Annotated in this window: 22 protein-coding genes and 1 pseudogene; 17 read left to right on the top strand and 6 right to left on the bottom strand. The window is 60.7% G+C overall.

What is annotated here, in order from left to right; all coding sequences use genetic code 11:
• The first annotated feature begins 12 nt into the window (after positions 1 to 12).
• The 9 genes and pseudogenes from NKI18_RS30555 (at position 13) to NKI18_RS30595 (ending at position 9,458) form a co-directional block, all read left to right on the top strand.
• Positions 13 to 165, top strand: a complete 153-nt coding sequence (locus NKI18_RS30555; RefSeq protein WP_353021682.1) for a hypothetical protein — start codon at positions 13 to 15, stop codon at positions 163 to 165.
• 886 nt (positions 166 to 1,051) lie between these two features.
• Positions 1,052 to 2,576 (top strand): annotated as a pseudogene (locus tag NKI18_RS30560) (FAD-dependent oxidoreductase).
• 640 nt (positions 2,577 to 3,216) lie between these two features.
• Positions 3,217 to 4,419: an ABC transporter substrate-binding protein gene (locus NKI18_RS30565; RefSeq protein ID WP_352621169.1), complete on the top strand. Its 1,203-nt coding sequence runs from the start codon at positions 3,217 to 3,219 to the stop codon at positions 4,417 to 4,419.
• 83 nt (positions 4,420 to 4,502) lie between these two features.
• Positions 4,503 to 5,369, top strand: a complete 867-nt coding sequence (locus tag NKI18_RS30570; RefSeq protein ID WP_023679424.1) for a branched-chain amino acid ABC transporter permease — start codon at positions 4,503 to 4,505, stop codon at positions 5,367 to 5,369.
• A 7-nt stretch (positions 5,370 to 5,376) separates the two neighbouring features.
• On the top strand, positions 5,377 to 6,351 hold the full coding sequence (locus NKI18_RS30575) for a branched-chain amino acid ABC transporter permease (protein WP_023679425.1): 975 nt from the start codon (positions 5,377 to 5,379) through the stop codon (positions 6,349 to 6,351).
• Between the two features lie 3 nt (positions 6,352 to 6,354).
• Positions 6,355 to 7,134 (top strand): ABC transporter ATP-binding protein, encoded by a 780-nt coding sequence (locus tag NKI18_RS30580; protein WP_023679426.1) that lies wholly within the window; start codon positions 6,355 to 6,357, stop codon positions 7,132 to 7,134.
• A complete protein-coding gene (locus NKI18_RS30585) occupies positions 7,131 to 7,853 on the top strand; it encodes an ABC transporter ATP-binding protein (protein WP_023679427.1) in 723 nt (240 codons plus the stop codon). The genes NKI18_RS30580 and NKI18_RS30585 overlap by 4 nt, the downstream gene beginning before the upstream one ends.
• Positions 7,854 to 7,864: 11 nt before the next feature.
• Entirely contained in the window at positions 7,865 to 8,644 is a 780-nt protein-coding gene (locus tag NKI18_RS30590) for an aspartate/glutamate racemase family protein (RefSeq protein WP_031212558.1), read from the top strand.
• 106 nt (positions 8,645 to 8,750) lie between these two features.
• The gene (locus tag NKI18_RS30595; RefSeq protein WP_352621166.1) at positions 8,751 to 9,458 is read left to right on the top strand and encodes a GntR family transcriptional regulator; all 708 of its coding nucleotides are present in this window, start codon (positions 8,751 to 8,753) and stop codon (positions 9,456 to 9,458) included.
• 684 nt (positions 9,459 to 10,142) lie between these two features.
• Here NKI18_RS30595 and NKI18_RS30600 read toward each other — a convergent pair.
• The 5 genes from NKI18_RS30600 to NKI18_RS30620 all read right to left on the bottom strand — a co-directional run bounded on the left by NKI18_RS30600 (position 10,143) and on the right by NKI18_RS30620 (position 13,840).
• Positions 10,143 to 10,616 carry a DoxX family protein gene (locus NKI18_RS30600; protein ID WP_352621164.1) on the bottom strand — a complete coding sequence of 158 codons (474 nt, stop codon included), beginning with the start codon at positions 10,614 to 10,616 and terminating at the stop codon, positions 10,143 to 10,145.
• A gap of 11 nt (positions 10,617 to 10,627) precedes the next feature.
• Positions 10,628 to 11,413, bottom strand: coding sequence for an HvfC/BufC family peptide modification chaperone (locus NKI18_RS30605; RefSeq protein WP_352621162.1), 786 nt, complete (start codon positions 11,411 to 11,413; stop codon positions 10,628 to 10,630).
• Positions 11,400 to 12,422 (bottom strand): MNIO family bufferin maturase, encoded by a 1,023-nt coding sequence (gene bufB, locus NKI18_RS30610; protein WP_352621160.1) that lies wholly within the window; start codon positions 12,420 to 12,422, stop codon positions 11,400 to 11,402. The genes NKI18_RS30605 and bufB overlap by 14 nt, the downstream gene beginning before the upstream one ends.
• Before the next feature lie 43 nt (positions 12,423 to 12,465).
• On the bottom strand, positions 12,466 to 12,735 hold the full coding sequence (locus NKI18_RS30615; protein WP_352621158.1) for a BufA1 family periplasmic bufferin-type metallophore: 270 nt from the start codon (positions 12,733 to 12,735) through the stop codon (positions 12,466 to 12,468).
• Between the two features lie 229 nt (positions 12,736 to 12,964).
• Positions 12,965 to 13,840 carry a patatin-like phospholipase family protein gene (locus tag NKI18_RS30620; RefSeq protein ID WP_353021658.1) on the bottom strand — a complete coding sequence of 292 codons (876 nt, stop codon included), beginning with the start codon at positions 13,838 to 13,840 and terminating at the stop codon, positions 12,965 to 12,967.
• A 369-nt stretch (positions 13,841 to 14,209) separates the two neighbouring features.
• Here NKI18_RS30620 and NKI18_RS30625 point away from each other — a divergent pair, with 369 nt between their 5' ends.
• The 8 genes from NKI18_RS30625 to NKI18_RS30660 all read left to right on the top strand — a co-directional run bounded on the left by NKI18_RS30625 (position 14,210) and on the right by NKI18_RS30660 (position 22,183).
• Positions 14,210 to 15,124: a LysR family transcriptional regulator gene (locus NKI18_RS30625; RefSeq protein ID WP_352621154.1), complete on the top strand. Its 915-nt coding sequence runs from the start codon at positions 14,210 to 14,212 to the stop codon at positions 15,122 to 15,124.
• Between the two features lie 194 nt (positions 15,125 to 15,318).
• Positions 15,319 to 15,831 carry a cupin domain-containing protein gene (locus tag NKI18_RS30630; protein ID WP_502900793.1) on the top strand — a complete coding sequence of 171 codons (513 nt, stop codon included), beginning with the start codon at positions 15,319 to 15,321 and terminating at the stop codon, positions 15,829 to 15,831.
• 90 nt (positions 15,832 to 15,921) lie between these two features.
• The gene (locus NKI18_RS30635; protein WP_352621152.1) at positions 15,922 to 17,124 is read left to right on the top strand and encodes an MFS transporter; all 1,203 of its coding nucleotides are present in this window, start codon (positions 15,922 to 15,924) and stop codon (positions 17,122 to 17,124) included.
• Positions 17,125 to 17,169: 45 nt separating this feature from the next.
• A complete protein-coding gene (locus tag NKI18_RS30640; RefSeq protein ID WP_352621150.1) occupies positions 17,170 to 17,634 on the top strand; it encodes a DUF302 domain-containing protein in 465 nt (154 codons plus the stop codon).
• Between the two features lie 281 nt (positions 17,635 to 17,915).
• Positions 17,916 to 18,698, top strand: coding sequence for a 3-hydroxybutyrate dehydrogenase (locus NKI18_RS30645; RefSeq protein WP_352621148.1), 783 nt, complete (start codon positions 17,916 to 17,918; stop codon positions 18,696 to 18,698).
• Positions 18,699 to 18,722: 24 nt separating this feature from the next.
• Entirely contained in the window at positions 18,723 to 19,880 is a 1,158-nt protein-coding gene (locus NKI18_RS30650; RefSeq protein ID WP_352621146.1) for a patatin-like phospholipase family protein, read from the top strand.
• A gap of 45 nt (positions 19,881 to 19,925) precedes the next feature.
• The gene (locus NKI18_RS30655) at positions 19,926 to 21,320 is read left to right on the top strand and encodes an NAD(P)/FAD-dependent oxidoreductase (protein ID WP_352621144.1); all 1,395 of its coding nucleotides are present in this window, start codon (positions 19,926 to 19,928) and stop codon (positions 21,318 to 21,320) included.
• 158 nt (positions 21,321 to 21,478) lie between these two features.
• Positions 21,479 to 22,183 (top strand): peroxiredoxin-like family protein, encoded by a 705-nt coding sequence (locus NKI18_RS30660; protein WP_352621142.1) that lies wholly within the window; start codon positions 21,479 to 21,481, stop codon positions 22,181 to 22,183.
• Here the strand turns inward: NKI18_RS30660 and NKI18_RS30665 are convergent.
• A complete protein-coding gene (locus NKI18_RS30665; protein WP_352621140.1) occupies positions 22,167 to 23,105 on the bottom strand; it encodes a LysR family transcriptional regulator in 939 nt (312 codons plus the stop codon). The genes NKI18_RS30660 and NKI18_RS30665 overlap by 17 nt on opposite strands.
• Positions 23,106 to 23,412: the final 307 nt, after the last annotated feature.

Below are 23,412 nucleotides of genomic sequence, written 5' to 3' on the forward strand. Positions count from 1 at the left end.
GCGCTCGGCTGGATACTCGCCAAGTCGGCAATCGCCCTGCCGGTTCCCGGCTTCGCGCGGCCCGAGCAGGTCGAGGACAATCTCGGTGCGCTGGAGAAAGGGCGGCCGCCGGCAACGGTGATGGCCGAGATCGACGCAGTGCTGAAAATTGCCGAGACTGCGTAGTGCGGCGAATCCGCAATTCGGACCACGTTGGAGCAAAACTGCACACGAAAGTTCCGTTTTCGTTCCTACGATGGGGCGGTCGACGGGTGTCGTGAGGCGCCGTTTGATGCTATTCGAGGGTGCGAGGCGATAACGGTTTCCGATATATTCGGTCGTCGGTCGCAGGACCGTACGGAACGATGCGGGAATACTGGCGATTCTGGTCCACGAAAACGCCAATGAAATCAATGTTTTTGGCGCATCCTCCGGGCCCACCATTGTCGTTATTTATCAATGACTTAGCATCACATTTTGGTTTGGTTGGCCAAGTCAAATATTGGCGAACCACGGTGTATCGCGTTGATTTTATTGATTTATGGTAGGCTCCCGAGGACTGCCGATCGATTTGCTGCGCGAGCGTGCCGCATTCGTGCAGTCTTCCAGTCAACGGACGAACTTATGCAAATCCCTGCTCACACATCTGAACTTGGCTCGCACTTTCCGACCGTTGAGACTCACAACAACTGCGACCCTTCGGAGCCCGCTGTCGGCTTATTTTACCCCATTCCCTACACGCGCCATAGATAGGTCCATCCCAAAGCTGGCTCGATTGGCGGGCCGCGCCTCACGCCAGACGATCTATTAGGCTGCGCACGGCCTTCAGACCCACAAGGACGACAAAGGCGCTGCCGCAAGCTCGTCGCCGAAGGGCACGAGATCGGAAATTCAAGCGTGCATGCCGCCCACTGGCAACAAATGATGTGGTCGGACGTTTGGGCACAAGCGGTGTCGGGCACCTGAAGGCGCACTAGCCAGGCGGAAGGTATTCCGAGGCCGGCGGACCTGAAGGTTTCCCGCTTCTTAGCCGTCCAGGCGATTTGACACTGTATCGCCAAGGGAGAAGAAAATGGCTGAAGGTCATTCCAAATTAGACGGGCCGGATCTGGTCCAGGGCGTCGCGTTCGCCGATCTTCCCGATGGCGGCAAGTTCGTCGGCCATTGTGGCAACGAGCAGGTACTGCTGGTGCGCCGCGGGGCTGAGGTCTTCGCCATCGGGGCGGCATGTACACATTACGGTGGGCCGCTCGTCGACGGTCTTGTGGTGGGGGATACTGTCCGGTGTCCGTGGCATCACGCGTGCTTCGATTTGCGCACTGGCGAGGCCTTGCATGCCCCCGCCTTCAATCCAATCGCATGCTGGTCGGTGGAACTACGCGATGAACGGATATTTGTGGGCGAGAAGCGCAAGCGGACGGCACCGAAGCAGCGCGATAGAGGCTCCGGCCAGGTTCCCGAGAATATCGTCATTGTCGGCGGCGGCGCGGCCGGTTTCGCAGCGGCCGAAAAACTGCGGCGCGAGCACTATCATGGCAGCATCGTCATGCTCAGCAACGACGAAGCGCCACCCGTTGATCGGCCCAATCTTTCCAAAGATTACCTCGCCGGCAAAGCACCGGAGGATTGGATCCCGCTCCGCCGGGAGAGCTTCTACTCAAAGAACGATATCGATCTGCATCTCAATGCGGACGTCGTCAGCATCGATGCACGTTCTGGCGAGGTTGTACTCGCTGATGGCGCCCGGACCCCCTATGACAGGCTGCTGCTTGCGACCGGAGCCGAACCGGTCCGCCTCACTATCCCCGGCGCCGACCAGCCACAGGTTCACACGCTGCGCTCGCTCGCAGATTGCAAGGCGATCATCGAGCGAGCCACGACTGCGCGCCGCGCCGTCGTGCTTGGCGCCAGTTTCATTGGCCTGGAAGTTGCCGCGGCCCTGCGCTTGCGCGACATCGAAGTTCATGTCGTGGCACCGGAGAGACGGCCCATGGAGCGGGTCCTTGGTCCGCAAATGGGCGACTTCCTCCGCGCCCTCCATGAGCAGAATGGTGTCTTATTCCGTCTCGAAGATACCGCGAGCAGCATCGACGGCACCAACGTGAAACTAAGTAGTGGCAATACGTTGACGGCAGATTTCGTCGTCGTCGGCATCGGCGTGCGACCGCGGACTGGGCTTGCCGAGAAGGCAGGGCTGACCGTTGACGACGGGGTCGTCGTGAACGCGTTTCTGGAGACGAGCGCGCCAGGGATCTTCGCCGCCGGTGACATTGCGCGGTGGCCCGATCCTCACACTGGCGAGAACATTCGGGTCGAGCATTGGGTGGTAGCAGAGAGGCAGGGGCAAACCGCAGCACTCAACATACTCGGCCATCGCGAGAAATTCGTCGCCGTGCCGTTCTTTTGGAGCCAGCATTAATATTCCCATCAACTATGTCGGTCATGCCGGACAATGGGACGAGATCGCGGTCGATGGAGACATCATTGCCAAAGATTGCCTGCTGCGCTTCAAGCGCAAAGGGCGCACGCTGGCTGTCGCTTCGATCTCCCGCGACATCGAAAGTCTAGAGACAGAGGTGGAAATGGAGCGCCAATGACCTAGCGAAGTGCAAGCTGTTATCCGCCTTCCGTGGCGATCAACATCCAATTGCGCTTCCTCGAGGATATCACAGGCGAACGTCCACGCATCGATCACCTTAATGATCTCCTGGGGATCGCCAGCAACGATCGCATCATTGGGCCGAGCGTGTAACGCTGGCCAGGTCGGAAACGAAGCGAACAGCAATCTCAGCGGTATCATCTCCTTGAGAACGTTGACGACCCGTCGCTTCGCTCGTTCCGATGGACGTCAGCCGCAGCATCTCCTCCCGACCCCGGCGTTCTGCAATCGCTCGCGACCTAATCCGCGCGCTGCGTTCGCTCGGCTTCGCCACCTCTTCCTCTCTACCTAGGCGGAAATCAGAGTCGCCGCCGCTCCGGGCGGGAGAGTCGCAAGAGACCCTGTTGGTCTCCTCGACGGCAAATCGACGTCGGCATAGCGCGACGAGGGTGCGGGTGGTGGACAGTACGACAGCATCGGACGCTAAATCCGCAAGCGTTCCTTCGCACACCTTGCGCACGATTGTATACGAAAATGAAGAATAATGTTGACAATTTTCCAATCCAGGTTTCCCTTTAAGACATCCGCGCAGCCGATGAGCAAAACACAAAGCGCGATAACCAGAAGGGGAATGCAGAATGATCAACCGACGCGCGACTCTCAAATCGATGGCGCTTGGCGCCGTCTCGACCCTGGCCATCGCCGCCATGGGTATCCCGTCCGTGCAGGCCCAGAACAAGGAACTGAAGATCGGATTCGTCGGTGTCACCAGCGGCTCCGCCGCCGCCTGGGGCACATCGAATGTGCGATCAATGCAGACGCGTGCCGCCTGGCTCAACGAAACCGGCGGCGTCAAGATCGGTGACAGCACCTACAACGTCAACATCGTTACCTTCGACGATCAGAAAGACCCAAAGCGCGCCATCGCCGGCATGGAGAAGATGGCTCAGGAGGGCATCCACTATGTGGTCGGCCCGAATGTCGATGACGGTGCCGCCGCCGTGCGTCCGGTCGCCGAGGCCAACGGCATCATTTATTTCCCGTACGCTTTCCCGAAGGCGCTTTATCAGAAGCCTGCCTCGAATGCCGTGCTCGGCATGATCGCCAACTATCAATCGGGCCCGGCGATCTACAAATATCTCAAGGAAAAAAAGGGGGTGAAGACGATCGCCTTCGTTGCCGCCAATGAATCGGATCCGTTGAGCCAGCGCGATGGTGGCGTCGAGGCAGCCAAGGCGTTGGGCCTCGAGATTGTCGCCCAGAACGACACCTATCAGAACGACACGCGCGACTTCACGCCGGTGCTCACGCCGATCGTTTCGCTGAAGCCCGACCTGCTGGTGCTATCCGGCGTCGCGCCCGCCAATGCGCCGCTGCTCATCCGCGCCGCCCGTGAGCTCGGTTTCGAGGGCCTGATCTCGACCGAAACGGCGCAGGACGCCAAGGTTCTGGAGGAGGGCGCTGGCGAGTACGCCAACGGCTTCATCTCCGTCGGTGGCGCCTCCACGCCGGAAATCGCCTCCGACACGATGAAGGAATTCGTCGACCGCTACACCAAGATGTTCGGCGAATACAATGACGAGTCCAATACCAAGGTCTATGCGCTCGAATACATCCTCGAAACGCTGAAGGCCAATCCGGCGGCAATCGACAATGTCGAGGAGTTCAAGAAGACCATCGACACCTTCTCGGCTCCCAACCCTTACCTGAAAGGCGACGCCAAGCTGAGCTATGTTGGGACGACCTCTTTCGGCCAGAAGCGTCAGCTCGCGGTGCCGATGGTTGTCAATGAGTACAAGGACGGCGCCTTCCAGACCCTGTTCGTCGGCTCGGTTGATTAGGGTTAGGTTCCTGCGGTTATTTCCTCCCGCGTTGCCGGGGGCCCGGAGCATGTTCCGGGTCCCTCGGAAGATCGAAGGCGTCAATGGAACAGGTCATCGCCAACGGATTCTACCTCGGTGCCCAATATGCGCTGATCGCACTGGGGCTCACGCTTATCTTCGCCTTGATGAACGTGCTCAACTTCGCCCATGGGCAGATGTATGTGCTGGGCGGGTTCATCACCTACACAATCTACGGACAACTCGGGCTGCCTTTTGTTGTGGCGCTGCTGGCGTCCGGCGTGACGCTCGCTGTCGTCGGCGCGCTGATGGAGAAATTCCTCTTCCGAACTGTCATCAGGCGAAGTCTACGCGAAGAAAGCACAATGCTGCTCGCGGCGGCAACGGCATTCTTTTTTGACGCGGTCATCCTGCTGTTGTTCGGTGAAAAACAGCGCGGTGTCCCCAAGATCGTCAAGGGCGTGTTCAACGAGGGCGGCATCATCATGCCCTATGACCGTATGGTCGTCGGCGTGCTCGCACTGGTCTTCATCGCGGCCTTTGTCCTCTACATGCAGTACAGCAGGGTCGGGCGAGCCATGCGGGCGCTGGCCCAGGATCGGGTCGCCGCCCAATTGATGGGCGTTCAGGTCGACCGCTATTCGATGATCGGCTTCGCCATGGGCGCCATGCTGGCGGGCATCGTCGGCGGTCTTTTGGTCACCATCACTGGCGTCAATTCCGGCATCGGCGGGCCGATCTCGATCAAGGCCTTCATGATGGTGATGATCGGCGGCGCCGGCGTTGTCGGCGGTGCGATCGCCGGCGGCTTCATCCTTGGCATGATGGAGTCGGTCGGCCTCACCGTGCTGCGCCAATATGGCGACGTCACTTACCTCGTCATCTTCGCCGCGCTGATGGTGTTCCTGTCGATCCGCCCCAACGGGCTGATGGGCAAGCCGTGGGGTTGATGGTGCCATGACGCGTAGCGTGAAAATCGCCCCGGTTGCCGCCTTTCTGGCGATCGTCTTCATCGCCGTGCCGGTTCTGATCTCGGCCAGCGGCCGGATCGACCTCTATTACACGCTCACCTCGGTGGCGTTGCTTAGCATCGCCAGTGCCGGCGTGTGGCTCACTTTCTACATCGGCCGGATCAATATCGGCCAGGGCGCGTATGCGCTGATGGGTGGCTACGTCTCGGCCATACTTGTGGTGACCTATGGCTGGTCGTTCTGGCTGACGCTGCCGGTCGCCGGCCTGTTTTGCGCGGCCGCAAGCGTACTTATCGGCCTGCCGATCCTGCGCCTGCGCGGCGTCTACTTCGCCATGGTGACGCTGGTGCTGACCGAGGTTGCGCGGCTTCTGGCGCTGGCGCTGCCGATCACCAACGGTGCCAAGGGCATGGTCAGCATCCCGCTGCCTGGGGCGCTCACGATTCTGGGCCTCACCATCATCCCGGATTTCGCCACGTTGCATAATTCTCGGCTGGCCTTCTACCTGCTGGCGGTCGCGCTTATGCTGGTCTGTTTCGCGGTGGTGTACCGGCTGGTTCATTCGCGCGTCGGCAAGCTCTGCCAGTCGCTCCAGCAGAACGAAGATCTGGCCTCGTCGATCGGCGTCAATATCGCCTATCTGCGCGTCATAGCCTATGCCGTCTCGTCCTTCTTCGGCGGCGTCGCCGGTGCGATCTTCGCCGCCATCTCGCAGTCGATCTATCCGTCGAGCTTCACGGTCACCGACTCTGTCAACTTCATGCTGAACTGCTTCCTCGGCGGGCTCGGCTACGTATTCGGGCCGATGCTCGGCACGCTGGTGCTTTATTTCGGCTGGGACCTCCTGTTCCAGACTGGCCGGTTCCAGCTTCTGATCTACTCGACCTTGATGATCGTGCTGATGCTGTTTCTGCCCAATGGGCTGCTCAGCCTTGCGGCCACGACCCGGAAGAAGGGTTGAGCCATGGCCGATCTGCTTGAGGTCTCGGCTCTGACGAAACGCTTCGGCGGTCTCGTCGCGGTCAACAACATCTCCTTTTCGGTGCGCGAGAAGGAGATTCTGTCGGTCATCGGTCCCAACGGCGCCGGCAAGTCGACGCTATTCAAGCTGATCTCGTCGTTCCTCAGGCCGACATCGGGCGAAGTGCGCTTAAAGGGCGAGCGCATCTCCGATCTCGCGCCGCACATAGCCGCGCGCAAAGGCGTCGTCCGGACGTTTCAGGAAACGACGATCTTCAAAAACATGAGCGTGCGCGACAACGTCATCATCGCTCACCATCTGCGCTCCACCGCGAGCCTGCTTGGCTTCTTCCTCGGTACTGGCACGGCTAAGGCCGACGAGGCAGCCTTTGGCGCATCAGCCGACGAGATTCTGGCGTTGCTTGGCCTGTCGTCGCTCGCCGGCGAAATCGCCCGAAACTTGCCGCACGGTCACTTGCGGGCTCTCGGCATCGCCATCGGCCTCGCCACGAGCCCGTCGATCCTGCTGCTTGACGAGCCCTTCGCCGGGATGAACCACGACGAGACGATGAGAATGGTGGCGATGGTCAGACGGTTGCGCGAGCGCGGCCTCACCATCCTTCTGGTCGAGCACGATATGCCTGCCGTAATGAAGATTTCTGACCGCATCGTCGTCTTGAATTTCGGCCAGAAGATCGCCGAGGGAACGCCAGCGGAAATCCAGAACAATGACAAGGTGATCGAGGCTTATCTCGGCAGCGAAGACGAGGCCATCGGGCTATGAACCAGATCCTGAAATTTGCTGATGTCCAACTCTACTATGATCACGTCTACGCGCTGAAGGGCGTGTCGCTGGAAGTCAATGAGGGCGAGACCGTCGCGTTGGTCGGCGCCAATGGCGCCGGCAAGTCGTCGATCCTTCGCGCCATTACTGGGCTGCGCAAGATCAAGTCCGGCGAGATCCACTACAATGGCCGGCGCATCGACGCCGCCGCCCCCGATGCGATCGTCAAGATGGGGATCGCCATGGTGCCGGAGGGACGCCGTGTCTTCCCTTACATGTCGGTCAAGGACAATCTCCTTATGGGCGCCTTCACCCGATCCGACAAGGCCGAGATCGCTGGCTCGCTGGAAATGGTGCTTGGCCGCTTCCCCCGCCTCAAGGAGCGCTATTCGCAAGCCGCCGGCACGATGAGCGGCGGCGAGCAGCAGATGCTGGTCATCGGCCGCGCGCTGATGGCCAAGCCGCGTCTGCTGCTGCTCGACGAGCCGTCGCTGGGCGTCGCGCCCAAGCTCGTCCAGGACCTTGCCCGCTCGATCGTGGCGATCAATCGCGACGAGAAAGTCAGCGTTCTGCTGGTCGAGCAGAACTCACGCATGGCGCTGCGCATTTCCCAGAGAGCCTATGCGCTGACTACCGGCAGCGTTGCGCTGAGTGGGAACTCCGCTGATTTGCTGACCGACGAACGGGTCAAGCATCTTTATCTCGGCGGCGAGATTTGAGGCTGATCGGCATGCGCATACTCGTCATCAATCCCAACACGACCGCATCGATGACCGCCAAGATCGGCAAGGTCGCGGCGAGCGTCGCTTCTGCCGGGACGGAAATCGTTTCGGTGAATCCCGGCGATGGTCCGCCGAGCATCGAAGGCTATTACGACGAAGTCTTCGCTATTCCGGGTATCGTCGCCGAAATGAGCAAGGCGGCCGCTATCGATGCCTATGTCATCGCATGTTTCGACGATACCGGGCTGGACGCGGCACGTTGCGCCGCCGAGGCCCCGGTCATCGGCATCGGCGAGGCCGCCTTCCACCTCGCTAGTCTCGTCGCCGGCAAGTTCAGCGTCGTGACGACGCTCGCCCGCTCCGTCCCCGCGATCGAGCACAACCTGGCGAAATACGGCCTCGCGTCGCGCTGCGCGAAAGTCAGGTCGTCGGAAGTTGCCGTGCTCGATCTCGAACTGCCGGGCTCGGACGCCAGGGCCAGAATCTCGGACGAGATCGCGCGCGCCATCAACGAGGACAGGGCGGAGGCGATCGTTCTTGGCTGCGCAGGCATGGCCGATCTGGCAAGCAGCCTATCGGAGGAACACGGCGTTCCCGTACTCGACGGTGTCGCCTGCGCGGTCACCTTGGCAGAGAGCCTTTTCAGAGTCGGTCTGAGGACATCGAAGATTGGTGGCTACGCTGCTCCCCGCGGCAAACGGTTTTCGGGCATCTATGAATCGCTGTCTCCGGCGGGCGCTGCGGCAGCTATACCGCCGACCCAGAACGCGCCTGGCCCCACAAATTGAGATACTGTGTCCCGGGATTGACCGCCACGTAAGCGATACTAGATTGCATCGACCGTTGAGCTGTTAGGGATGAATCAGGCAGTATCGTGCCTGCGCGTTGAGAAGCATGTTGACAGTGCTCAGAGAAGAAGACCGCGACGAAAAACCGGCAGCCCGCTGGTCGCCGATTTACTATGGTCTGAGAGATGCCATCGTCAGCCACCGTCTCGCCCCTGGCACCAAGCTGCCGGAAGATGAGCTGGCGTCGATCTATTCGGTGAGCCGAACCGTCATTCGTGCCGCCCTGCAAGCTCTGGCTCATGACCGGTTGGCGCGGCTGGAGCCAAACCGCGGCGCCTTCGTGGCCCAGCCATCGACGGTGGAAGCGCGAGAGGTATTCGAGGCACGAGCGCTGATTGAACCAAAGGTGGCTTGGCTTGCCGCGAAGGCAGCAGTGCCATCCGACATTGCGCAGTTGCGGCAGCATCTCGAGAGGGAGCATGAAGCACTTCACGCCGGCCGGGACAGTGAGGCGATCATGCTGTCGGCACGTTTCCACGTAGGCGTCGCCGAAATCGCTGCACATTCGGTGTTCACCAAATTCGTTCGCGACCTTGTCTCTCATTCTTCTCTCATCATCGCACTCTACTGGAAACGGCGCGACGCGACCTGTGAGAAACACGCCCATCACGCTCTGGTCGATGCAATCGAAGCGGGGCGTAGTTCCCAAGCGGCCGACCTGATGACCAGCCATCTGGTCGACCTCCTGTCGGGGCTCGACCTCACAGACAAAATAGAAAAGTCAGACAATCTCTCGGATTTGCTTCGTCCGTAGAACAGGACGGCAATGCTGCACCCGAGCAGCCGCCAGTGGCTGGCACTGCTGCGCCACGACCGCGTCCTTTACAGCCATGTGTCGCTGCGAAGCGAGTGTTGGTATCGGTGGTCCCGCAACATACTTGCAGTCCTACGTGATCCGCTGTTTTAATTCCGACAACGTGTCGCGCGAGTGCGGGGGCATCATTCGGAATCCCCGGCGCTAGGATCGCCACCGAATACGAGAACATACGAAGCATATGGCTGGGCGAACCACCCGCTAATTGGTTGTTTTTGTTGAAAAGACGACCTCCCTCCGGGCCCACCATTGTCAAAAATATCAAAGGCTTACCCGAAAGTCTTCACGGGTGAATTTATTTATCTCGGCTAAGCTCATGGCGTTCGAAAGAAAACATTGGGCCTTTCCGCTACAACTCTCCATCTCATCGAAGACACACATCACAGCTAGTACAGAAATTCTGGCGGAAAGCCCGCTCAGCGATCCGTGCGGTGATCGGCGGCAACGACGTGCGAATGGGATGGTTTGAGCGATTGATCTGGCGCGACGGCTAGCTAGCGCGAAGTGCCGTTTTTCAGGGACGATCGGTCATTGCAGCGGCGAGATCCTATCGATGTCCGGCAATATGGCATAGTGCGGATTGGAACCGGCTCGGGGACTGGCCCTCGCCAATGCCGCAACCCCTCATGGTCTCGTGCGCAAGATCCGATCGGCGATATGGTCGAGCGAGAAGACGCCTGCGCCACGCGTCAGCACGAGAAGCAGTAGCGAAGTCCACAGCAGATGCTCGGCCCAGTTCTCCGGGAAAACGAAGATCTGGATAACGGAAACAACACCGAGCAGCATCAGAGCGCCGAGACGTGAGAACAGCCCGAAGTACAGGAGCACTGAGCCTGTGATTTCGGCCGCGGTGGCCAGCGGCGCAGCAATTGCGGGATCGACGAACGGCAGATTGTATTCGTTGGCGAACAGCTGCAGCGTTACCGGCCATGATGCGAGCTTCGTCTGGGCGGATAGCCAGAACACGTGCGCGACCGCGATGCGGGCGGCGAGCTGAACGAGCGAAAACGGTATGCGCTCCGGCAGCCTGATGGCACGTCGGTAGAGGCCGACAAGGCCGTGCTGGGTAGACGAGGAATATTCAGGGATCGCCGTCATGGTTATCTCCATCAGATTGCGAAAGGTCGTGCGGGAATTCGCACGCCGGTGACGAGCCCGTCGCCGAACAGGCGGACGAGTGCGGACACAAGATCGAATGCGGGATCGAGTGCCAATGCGCGGGCTATGGCCTGTTCCAGGCCAAAGCCGTGCTTGAGTGCGTGGCGGAACGCGAAATTCGCGCGATCGAGAAGCACGAGTCGAACGCTCTCGCCGGTCCGCCATAGCGCCACGCGTTCCGGCCGCCGCTTCCACTCGCCTGGTCGTTCGACCGAGGCGCCCTGCTGGTGGAACATCCAGACCGACAAGATCGACCAATGCGAAACGATCAGCCGTAGAGATGGCTGCAGCAGGATATCCGGCGCCGGCCCCACGTCGGTGTTGTCGTATTCGGTGAGGGTGCGGGCTGGCGGGGATGCTGCGTCGAGCGCTTCGGCGATGGCCCATTCGAGCCGTGCCGTCTCGGCGACGATAGGCATATCGGACAGCGTATCGATCGATTTCAGGAATCGCGGGAAGCCGGCACCATAGTGCGCCAGCCGCGACTCTGCCGGCGGATGGCGCCGAATGAACTCGCTTGCCACGAACCGGAAGAAGCGCTCGTCGACAAGGCGAACCGTGACGGGAAAGACGGCCATCAACACAGCTGTCAGCGAACTGCGCGTGTTGTTCTGATAAACGCGCAGCCGCGCCAGCGGATCGGCCCTGCCGGCGGTCAGCAGCTTTGCAGCGTCGAACGGCTCTATTGCAAGCACCGAACGTGCCAGGATGGTCTGAAGGTCTTCAAGCGGCAGCATGGTATCCTCCCTCTATTGGCGGCAACGCTATCGGCGCGCCGGCCTTGGCGGCGGCAAAAGCAGCAAGCACGGGCATACTGGTCCTCACGCCTTCAAAGGGGAGGAGGGTGGGCATCGGCCGGGGCGCGGCTGCCGCGGTTTGTCTCGCGGCCTGCTTGCGGTTGAACATGATCGAAGCGGACAGCATGTCGGCCCACATGGCTTCGCCAAGCAGCACATCGAGAATGGGAACGTCCGTATCCCATTCGATCAGGGTAGGGCGCGGTCCGAGCCGGGTTATGGCATGCTGGTAGAGCGTCCAAACGACCGGTGGCACACGTGAGCCGTGATCATCGATAAGCACGGTGTCGGCCCCGACCTGATTGGTCGCATGGCCGGCAAGATGGATTTCACCGATAGCCCCTTCCGGCAGTGCATCGATAAAGGCTTTTGCATCATATTGCAGGTTATGCGCCGAGACCTGGACATTATTGACGTCCAGCAGCAGACCGCAGCCGGTCTTCGTGACGAGCTCGGCCAGGAACTCGGCCTCGTTCATCGAGGAGTCCGCAAAGGCGACATAGGCGGACAGATTTTCTATGAGCACACGCCGCTTCAGCGTGTCCTGGACGGTTTCGACATTGCGCGCCACGATCGCCAGCGCCTCTTCGTCATAGCGCAGCGGCAGCAGGTCGTTCAGGTAGGCGCCGTCGGCGACACTCCAGGCGAGATGTTCTGAAACCATATCGGGCTGGAATCGCTCACAAACCTTGCGCAGCCTTTGGAGATGGTCGTGATCCACGCCCCTTGCGCTGCCCAGCGACAGGCCAACGCCATGCACCGACAGCGGATAGGTCTGGCGCAGTCGTTCCAGCGCTTCGACGCCGGCGCCGTCTCCCATGTAGTTTTCGGCGTGAACCTCGAGCCAGCCTGCGGAAGGCCGTCGGGTCAGCATTTCGCTGATGTGAGGCGAGCGAAGACCGATGCCCGCCGTTGCGGGGATCGCGAGGGAGTGAAACGCACGGGACATCGGTCTGCTCCATTCTAGAGGGTTGGCTCGAAGTCTGGATTGCTCAGGCTTTCGGCTTGTCGCTGCCCCCGGCGATCTTCGCGCAGCTGCCTGCGGGCACGTAGAGCCAGGAATCCCGCTGGTTGTCGGCGGTGGCGGTGCCGGCGCATGAATGCGTTGCGGTCTGGCAGTCGTTCTGGCCAGCCTTGACGACGCCGTAGCACTTCTCGAAGGCGAAGTTGGGCTGGGCGGCGGGGCCGCTATAGGCCGCCGTGGCGGCCAGCGAGGTGGCGGCCGCGAGGGCCGATCCGATGAGGGTTTTGGTGTCGATCACAGACGTGTCTCCTGGTTGCGTTTCGATGGAAAGACTGACCTTGCGGCCTGTCTGCAAGCAGTGTCCCTGATCAGAACCCCAAGCTGAAATGCTGTCTCGGCATGGATTTGATACGCGCTCACTATGTTGAAGCGGCGCCAAGCAAAAAGCCCTCCGCGAGGAACCGGAGGGCTTGGCGCCTGCGTTCGTGAGGGGCGAAGCAGGCGCGGCTAGGCGGGAGAGAAGGCGCCTAGACGTATCGGTTTTTGCTGTCGACGGCAGGGCGTTCGTCCACGGCGAGATGATCTGTCAGAAGCCAGTCTTCAACTCGTTCCCGTCCTCTGTCACGCGTGTCGGTCAGGTCACCCCAATCGGTCCAGGGCCTTGAAAACAGCGCTGCGCCAGCCTGGCGCCGACTGTCGAACATGGCGTGAATCGGCGTGCACTTCATCGCACAATGACTGGCGGCAAGGCGGCGATCCGCGCACGGCGTCACGAATAACGAAGGCTTGCCGGCGACGATCAGCCGATGGCCGGCTTCAACCGGGTGGACAAACGGTAAAACCGAAAGGTCGCCGCCGCCCCAATAGGTGTCGCCGTCGATCTCCACGGCCGGGAAGAGGAACGGGATTGTGGCCGCGGCCAAGATCGCGTCGAGCGACAATTGCTCGTTGGTGAAAATCTTCACAGCATCGGTGCGGGCATTTGAAGCCAGGATATTGAGGCTCACCGGGCAGCTTTTCTTCCGGATATCCGCAATGTCGATTGACTGTTCCAGTATCGATCTCAGCGGATTGGCTGTATCGGCTGAAAACATCGATGCGTGACTGACGCGTCGCCAGAAGTTGGTGAGCGCCGTCCGTGCGCCACGCCGACCGCCCAGAGCCAGCCCATAGGCCAGAACCGCCGCCTCCATCGCCCCGAAACCGGACGCGGTGATGTTGCCAAAAGAAAGGCCGGGCTCGTCAAGCAGGCGGTCGAGCACGCCCCAGACAAACGCGCCATTTGCGTCACTTGGCAGGACGATGTCGACGAGCTGCGTGTCTTGCACAACAGGGCTTGCGCCGGCGATGACGGCCTTGTCGGTCTCGGTTCCAGTCGGGAAATGCATCTTCTTGGTCTCCATCCCAAAACGCCAGCCAGGGCTTTTGAGGAAGAGACTGCCGCATCATCTCCTGTTGGCGAAATGCCAAGGTGGCATGAACTCCATAGGCGGATTGCATTGGCTGCCATCGCGTGCGCGTCGCAAGATTTTGCCATTCTGGGCAAGATCCCGCGATTTTGCTTTGAACCGGCGCCACGATGGTCGTCGGCGAACCTTCAGCTTCGAGATCACTCGCCCCCCAGCGTCGCATACGATGTCTGCAACGCGCGATGATCGCGCCATGACAGACTGCTATTGACTTTATAGCCGCAGTGCATTGGCGCCGAGACAGGCTTTGCGGCAGGCTACGAAGCTAGGAAAAGCCTCGTTTGCAACTCGGGAACAATCGGCATGGACATTCATCACATCCGCTACTTCCTTGCGGTGTGCGAGACGCGAAACTTCACGCGCGCTGGCGAAAAGTGCAACGTCACCCAGCCGGCGCTCTCGCGTGCCATCCAGCAGCTTGAGGACGAGGTCGGCGGCCTTTTGTTTCGCCGCGAACGAAACCTGACCCATCTGACGGACCTGGGCGTGCTGCTGCGACCGCGATTCCAGCAGATCCTCGACGAACTGACCGGAGTGCGGCAGGAAGCGTCGAGATTCTTGTGCCTGGAAAACGCCAACCTCAAAGTTGGCGTCATGTGCACCATCGGTCCGCGCCGTTTCACTGGCCTTCTGACCGACTTCAATCGACGCCAGCAAGGCATCCAGCTTCAGTTGGTCGAGGGCGTGCCGGCATCGCTTTCCCAACTGCTTGAATCTGGGGAAATCGACGTCGCAATCATGGCGTCGAGCGACAGCTTTCCGGACCGGTTCGATGTCACCCCGCTCTATCGCGAACGCTTTGTCCTGGCCTTTCCCAACGGTCATCGGCTGGCTCGCAACGACAGTGTCGCCATCTCCGAACTCGACGGTGAAAACTATCTCAGGCGTCTCAACTGCGAATATCGCGATCATCTTGCCGGGCTGTGCAACGATCGCGGCGTGAAGCTCAGGATCTCCTACGCCAGCGAGCGTGAGGACTGGATTCAGAACATGGTTTCCGGCGGCCTGGGAATTTGCTTTATCCCCGAATTCAGCGCCGTGATCCCCGGCCTACAGGTGCGACCGGTTATCGATCCCGAGGTCTGGCGGGAGGTATCTCTGGTCGTCGTCGCAGGGCGCCGGTTCTCGCCGGCTGCCTCGGCCTTCGTCAGCAGCGTCAAGGCACACGGCTGGACGACAAGCGCCATACCGATGGCAATCCGCAAAACCGCAGCCTGAAGCAAAATCGAAGAAAGTCTGATGTCGCACGGCAAATCTTGCCGTGCGCGTTTCGTGCAGCCGCAGCGGCCGATGATAGATTTCAGGTATCGAATTGAAAGCCAGTCAGCATTTCTCTTTCCTTGCTGCTCCGGTCAGTCTCCCTGTCATGCCCCGCCCCCCGCGTTTGGGCACCGACAAAGGAGAAATACAAGATGGCTACCAAGAAACTGGAGAAATACAAGATGGCTACCAAGAAACTCAACCTTGCGTTTGCGGTCGGGCTGCTTGCCGCGACTGCTTCTTTTTCCGCGGCCCCGGCTTTCGCCGGCGACTGCCCTGTTGGCCAGGCCGCCACGACCGACATCCAGGAACATCCAAGCAAGCCCGTTGGCGTTGTTGATACCGTTCTCTCGGCGATCGATCTGAGCAGCAAGGGCGAAGCTTGGAAAGGCAACATGCTGCGCCTTCGCAAGCTCGTCATTCAGCCCGGCGGTGTCGTGCCGTGGCATGAGCACAATGTTCGCCCGGCCAACATCATCGTCGTCGAAGGCTCGATCACCGAATATCGCAGCACCTGCAAGGTCGGCATCGAGCATCCGGCTGGCGACGTGACTGCCGAGTTCGGTCAGCTCGCCCACTGGTGGAAGAACAACGGCAAGGTGCCTGCGGTGCTCTATTCAGCCGACGTCCTGCCGCCGGCGATGCACGAAGACCACATGATGTAAGCCGCTCGTTGCGGCGAGCAAGTTCCAGCATCAGCAACTGAAAGCGCGTCCTCGGGTGATCGCCTGGGGACGTGGCCACAGAGCCCTGTCATGACGACCAGTGATCAGACTGAACCGACGCGGCTCCGCATGGTTGGCGCGGACAGCTGGCGCTTCGGCCTGATTGCCCTGATCGCGTTTCTCACGCTCGTCGATCTTTTCGCCACCCAGGCCATCTTGCCTTCGCTGGTGATAAAATTCGGCGTCAGCCGCGCGACCATGGGTTTTGCCGTCAATGCCAGCACTTTCGGCATGGCTGTGGCCGGCATTGCGATGGCGCTTTTCGGCAAGAACCTTGATCGCCGCAACGGCATCTGGATCAGCCTTGCGGTACTGGCGATCCCGACGACGCTTCTATCGCAGACCGACAGCATCGTCGTCTTTGCCCTGCTGCGTATCGCTCAGGGTCTGTGCATGTCGACCGCGTTCACGCTGACGATGGCCTACTTGGCGGAGCATTTTTCCGCGCGGCTGACGACGAGCGCACTTGCGGCCTATGTGACCGGCAACGTTGCCAGTAACTTCTTCGGACGGCTGATGTCGGCCGCCGTCGCCGATACGTTCGGCATCGCCACCAATTTCCTGACGTTCGCCGCCCTCAACCTGATTGGCGCGGCTCTGGTCTGGTTCACGCTGCAGAAGACATCTGCAATGATGCGCGCCGAAGTGATGGGTGAGCCTGCCCGCGCGGCCTGGAAAGGTCCGCTGAGCAACACCGAGCTACGCGCCTGTTTCGCGGTCGGCTTCCTGATCCTCTTCGTGTTCATAGGCACTTTCACCTATGTGAACTTCCAACTGGTCGCCGCGCCGCTGTCGCTGTCGCCGATGGCGCTGGGACTGGTGTATTTCGTTTTCCTGCCGTCCATGTTGACCACCCCGCTCGCCGGACGTGTCGCCGCGAGCCTCGGTCCAAGGATCGGCATTGGCTCGACGTTGGCGCTGGCGATCCTGGGTTTGCTCCTGCTGCTCACGACCAGCCTTCCCATTGTTCTCGGCGGCATGGCGCTGATCGCCATCGGCACCTTCCTGGCGCAGGCAATAGCGACGGGCCACGTCAGCCGGACGGCCTCGCGCGACCGCGCCGCCGCAAGCGGCATTTATCTCGCCTCCTACTATGCGGGCGGGCTCGCAGGCAGCTTCGTCATCGGACAGATCTACGACCGGATCGGCTGGACCACATGCGTGGCCGTTCTCGCCGCGGTCCTTGCTGGCGCCATCGTTGTCGCGCGCGTGCTGCAAACGCCAAAGACGTAAGAGGCTGACGACACAACATCTGACCATCCACCAAAGGAGACTGACATGACCACCTACCTGAAAACCCTGATTGCCGGCGCCGCCATGCTGATGGCGGTTGTCATCCCCGCCGCCGCTTCGGACGGTGTCGTCACCGTGAAAAGCGACTATTCCGTCGCCGAAACCGTCGCCCGCATCAAGAAGGATGTGCTCAAGAAGGGCATCAAGTTCTTCGGCGTCATCGACCAGGCCACGCTTGGCAACAACGCCGGCAACGATGTCAGGCCGTCGCGGCTGGTGATGTTTGGCAATCCCGCGCTCGGCACGACCTTCATTACCTCCAATCCCGAAGCTGGCCTCGACTGGCCGGTGCGCGTTCTGGTTTACCAGACCGCGAATGGTGCGGTTTACGCCGCCTATAGCGATTTCGATTGGATCGCCAAGCGGCATGGCATCACCGACCGCGAGGCGCAGTTCAAGATGGCGACCGAGGTCATCCAGTCCGTGACCTCGACGATCAGAAAGAACTGAGCGCGCAGATGTGCCAGAGATCCGCCGGCCTTGCATGCGAGGCAAGCTCACCCGCCGGCGGTCAACGCCTTCGCCCGTTCGCCGCGGCAGCGTCGACGGGGTCGCCGGCGCCGAGCCGATGATCTGACCGTCGGCTATCGAATCCATGTCTCAACGGCATTTCCGCTGCTTCGAGCCGCTCGCCATACTTGACGCAGAACTCGAGACCTGGGCGCGCAAGCGCGTTGCTCGTAGCCGAGTGCCGGCCACTCCGGCCGAGGCTCCAACCGAAGGAAACGACCATGCTCAGAGGAAAGACAGCACTCATCACCGGCTCGACCAGCGGCATCGGCCAAGGCATCGCCGAGGCCTTTGCGGCCAAGGGTTGCAACATCGTTCTGAACGGCTTCGGCGATGTCGGTGAGATCGAACTGCTGCGGGCAAAGCTTGCCTCCGATCACGGGGTGACTGTTCGCTACGACAATGCCGATATGAGCAAGGGGGGCGAGATCACCGCGATGATGGACAAAGCGATCGCCGAGTTCGGCGCGATCGACATCCTCGTCAATAATGCCGGCATCCAGCATGTCGCGCCGATCGACGAGTTCCCAATCGAGAAATGGGAGGCGGTCGTGGCGATCGATCTGATGTCGTCGTTCTACACGATCCGGCGCGCCCTGCAGGCGATGAAGGAACGCAAATGGGGTCGCATCATCAACGTTGCATCCGCACACGCCCTTGTCGCCTCGCCATACAAATCCGCCTACGTCGCCGCCAAGCATGGGGTCGCCGGCCTCACCAAGACGGTCGCGTTGGAAGTCGCCGAGCAGGGCATCACCGTTAACTCGGTCTGTCCCGGTTATGTGCTGACCCCGCTCGTTCAAAAGCAGATACCGGACACGGCCAAGGCACGCGGGATCACTGAAGAACAGGTGATCAAGGACGTGCTTCTGGCGGCGCAACCAACCAAGCAGTTCGTGACAGTTGCCCAGGTTGCGGCGCTTTGCCTGTTCCTGGCCTCGGAAGATGCAGCTTCGATTACCGGCGCAATCTTGCCGATCGAGGGCGGCTGGACGGCTCACTAGCCCCAAAATGAGGAATAATGCCCCATGAACAAGATCACTCGAAATCCGTCCGTGTCCGAAGCCGAGCCAGAGATTGATCGTCTGGCGGACAGTGCAGCCAAGCGCCAGACCGTCTTGGTGCTTCAGGGCGGTGGTGCCCTCGGCGCCTATCAGGCCGGCGTCTACCAGGCACTGGTTGAGGGCGGCATCGAGCCGGATTGGGTCATCGGCACGTCGATCGGCGCCATCAACGCCGCATTGATCGCGGGAAACGGGCCGAATGATCGGCTGCCGAGGCTGCAGGAATTTTGGGACGGCATCAGCCGGAGCAGCCCGCTCGACGAGTTTTTTGCGATGATGGTTCCAAGCAACATCTTTGCCAATATGGGCACGGTGATGCGCGGCATACCCGGCTTCTTTGAACCGAACCCGAGCGCCATGTTCGGTGTGAATCGCGAAGTCGGTGTGGAGAATGCCTCCTACTACACTACCGATCCGCTCAAGAGGACGCTGAATGACCTGATCGACTTCGACTATCTCAATCGACGCCATACGCGGCTGACGGTCGGCGCGGTCAACGTCAACACCAGCGAACTCAAATACTTCGACACCCGCGAGATGACATTGTCGGCGGCACACATCATGGCGTCGGGCGCCCTGCCGCCGGCATTTCCGGCAGTCTGCATCGACGGCGAGCCTTACTGGGATGGCGGCATTTACTCGAACACGCCTATCGAAGTCGTGCTGGACGCGCGTCCGCGGCGCGACGCGCTGATCTTTGCCGTGAACATGTGGCAGCCCCGTGCCACCGAGCCGAAGTCGATCTGGCAGGTGATGGGGCGGCAAAAGGACCTGCAATACGCCAGCCGCGGCAAAAGCCATGTGGCCCGGCAGGAACAACTGCATCGTCTGCGCCACGTCGTGCGCGAATTGGGAAAGCTCGTCCCCGAGGAGCGGCGCGAGGATTCAATGTTCAAGGAACTCGCGTCCTATGGCTGCCCGTCAGTCATGCACCTGGTGAGATTGCTTTCACCACGCCTCGACGGCGAAGACCACACCAAGGACATCGATTTCACGCGAGCCGGTATCCGTACGCGTTGGCAGGCTGGGTACGAGCATGCGCAGCGCGTTCTGTCGGAAAAGCCATGGGAATGCGACGTCGACATGCTGCAAGGCATCGTCATCCATGAATCGCAAGAGTGACTTGTTCGAGCGCGGCGAGACCGAGGACAGACACGGAGAATACCGATGCACATCATCACGCCGGGGATGCGGTTGGTTCCAGAAGCCGTGCTCGCCAACAACGCCGCGCTTTTTCGCGCGATAGCGGAAACTCCTTCCCATGCGGATAGCTCGCTCCATCGCGTGGTCATCGTCGGCGGCGGTGCGGGCGGACTGGAACTGGCGACGCGCCTCGGCCACAAATTCGGCAAGCGGCGGCTTTCCGTCACGCTTGTCGACCGCAATCGCACCCACATCTGGAAGCCGCTTCTGCACGAGGTCGCCTCAGGCGCACTGAGCGCGTCGAACGATGCGGTGGAATACATCGGCCATGCCAGTCGCCATCACTATCGATACCGCATCGGTGAAGTCGTCGGCATGGACCGCGCCAAGCGCCAGATCTTTGTTTCGCCAAGCTTCGACGACGAAGGCAGGCAGATCATACCGCCACGTGTGCTAGGCTACGATACGCTGGTGCTGGCCGTCGGCAGCGTCAGCAACGATTTCGGCACGCCAGGGGCGGCTCGCCACGCAATCGCGCTCGATACGGCCGATCAGGCCGCCCGATTCAATAAGCGCATGATAGATGCATGTCTGCGCGCCAACGCGCAATACGAACAGCTGTCGTCTGGCCAACTCCATTGCGTCATCGTTGGCGCCGGGGCCACCGGCGTCGAACTGGCAGCCGAGTTGCACAGGTCGATGCGGGAGATCGCGTCGCATAGCCTCGACAACATCGATTTCGAAAGGCTGATCCGCATCACCATTGTCGAGGCGGGGCCGCGCATCCTTCCGGCTTTGCCCGAGCACCTGGCGCGCGCCTCGGCGCATCTGCTTCGTGATCTCGGCGTGCAGATACGGTGCGGGATCAAGGTCACCGAAGTGATGGAGGACGGCATCAGGCTTGGCGAGAAGCTATTTGTGCCGGCCGAGCTCGTCGTCTGGTCCGCTGGAATCAAGGCGCCGGATTTCCTGAGAAAACTCGATGGCCTCGAGACGGACCGCCTCAACCGCCTCGTCGTGGACGAGACATTGCTAACCAGAGGGGACAAAAACGTGTTTGCGATCGGCGACTGCGCGAGCTGTGTCCTCCCCGGCGGGGACAATCCTTTGCCGCCGCGCGCTCAGACAGCCCATCAACAGGCTGGTCACCTGGTCAAGGTGATTGCCGCGCGCCTCGATGGACGGGCCGCGCCGGTATTCCGTTACCGCGACTACGGCTCCCTTGTTTCGCTCGCCGACTACGGCTCGTTCGGCACCCTGATCGGTGGACTGAAGATCGAAGGCCTGCTTGCCCGGCTGATGTATCGCTCGCTCTACAAGTTGCATCTGAAGGTTGTGCACGGGACCTTGAAGACGGCGCTGGACACAATCTCCGGGATCCTGGCGCGACGCACCAAACCGCGAGTGAAACTGCACTGAATCTCGGGCGCGATGTAACGAATTGGCGACGGGACGCGAACAAACAACGACCGTCGGATGCTGGAATGCATGCCGCTTATCGAAATCATGCACAATGGGCATGGCCACGGCCGGGTGTTTTCGATGATAGGCTAGCTGAGAAATGCGAAAGTGCCCAAATGGCTGCCGATGGCGAGAATATGACGTTCGAACAATCCGTGCAGGCGGCCATTGAGCTTGATGCGCCGCTGAACGAACGGCTGGACGTGATCGCAAGGGCCGTGCGCCGCCTCAATGGTGATTTCGCCGACGCGGTCGACCGTCTGGTGGCGCGTTTGCAGGGCCAAGGGGCAGGGGCGATATCGCCAGGCCCGGGCGACCCGATGCCAGCGTTCCTGCTACCTGACGACAACGGCAAACTGATCAGTCTCGCGAGCATCCTGCAACAGGGCCCGGCCGTTATAACCTTCCAGCGCGGGCACTGGTGCCCCTATTGCCGGTTGAATGCGATCGGCATCGTCGAAGCCCATGAGGAGATCGCAGCGCTGGGCGGCCAGGTGGTCGCAATCATGCCCGAACGGCGCAAATTCGCGAAGGCCATGAAAGCGGCCGTCGGTGCCGAGTTTCCATTCCTCACCGACATGGACAATGGTTATGCCCTCTCGCTCAACCTTGCGATCTGGATTGGGGCCGAGATGGAGCGGTTGATGGGCGTTGCCTATGATCTCCCAAACTACCAAGGCAATGCCAGCTGGTTCCTGCCGATCCCCGCGACTTTCATTGTTGGCACGGACGGGTTGATCACAGACCGGTTCGTCGATCCCGACTACCGTCGGCGAATGGATATCGACGATCTGATTGCGGGACTCAGGCGGGCTCGCTGACGCCAAAGGGCGACCAGTCCGTCGAGCGCAACAGGTTGAGCAGCGTCGTGGCCACGGGAGAGCGATGTCGGCCGGCGACTGCGTAGACGGCGACGATGCGCGAGATGTCGACACCCCGCAGCTTGAGCCTGCGGATGTTGGGCGAACGCGGCGCCGTCACCGAAACAAAGCCAACTCCGGCATTGGCTTCCAGCAGCGCCAGCAGATCGTGGTCGGTCTCGACTTCATGCGCGGTCCGCGGCGTCAGCCCATTCGCCGAAAGACACCGGGACAGATCCTCGCTCGTTTCCCAATCGATCCTGCTGAGCACAGGCTCTGCTGCAAGCTGGCTGAGCGCAACGTCGGATTCGTTGCGACGGGCAAGCGGGTGATCGGAATTCACCACCAGCTCGATTTCCTCCTGGAAAAGTGGCCAGATGTCGAGCCGATCCCAAGCCGGCCCAAGTGGGCCAGCCACCGCCAGTTCGACGTCGCCATTCTTCAGTGCTTCGACCACAGTCGTCGGCGAGCCGCGGCTGATCTTGAGATGCACTCCCGGATAGGCCCGGAACAGCTCGGTAAATGGCGAAACAAGGAGCGCTATGTTGACGCTGTTTGAGATGGTGAGGTTCAGAAGCGCCACATCACTGCTCTGCACGGCTTTGGCGAGTGACTTCGCGGAGCTTGCTGCGTCGTAGCATTGCTGCAGCAATGGCAGCATGCGTCGCCCAAGCTCGGTCAAATGGGAATGCTGGCGCTCGCGCCGAAGAAGCTCACCGCCCAATTCGTCTTCAAGCGTCTTGATGGCGCGCGTCAACGCAGGCTGGGTGACATTGCACTCTTCAGCCGCTCTGGTGAAATTCAACGTGTTGGACAGGGCCAGGAAATAGCGGACCTGCTGCATTTCCATGAATTTCGCCCCCTCAGCGAAATGATCGGTCATGAACTACGACATGTTTGCAGACTAATGCAACGGAAGGCTTGCGGCAAAGGGCGCCTAACAAGTGTGTTTCTGTGCCGGGTATTTGAGACGGCACCGCCTGGCCTGTTGCTCTAAGCATTGCCGCTCGTGGGCCATAAAGAACCAATGCGTCCCATGACAACGATTGGTTTTTTGATAGCCTACGAATACCGTTCACCGATCCAAGTCGGCTGGATAGGTGTCCAGACGTTTGGAGGTCGAAACGATCCAAGCACGAAGTTCCGGCTCGAATGTTCGTAACTTTTTGACGGACCATGCGTCGGCTTTC

This window comes from Mesorhizobium sp. M0800, from assembly GCF_040320095.1.
Taxonomy (GTDB): Bacteria; Pseudomonadota; Alphaproteobacteria; order Rhizobiales; family Rhizobiaceae; genus Mesorhizobium.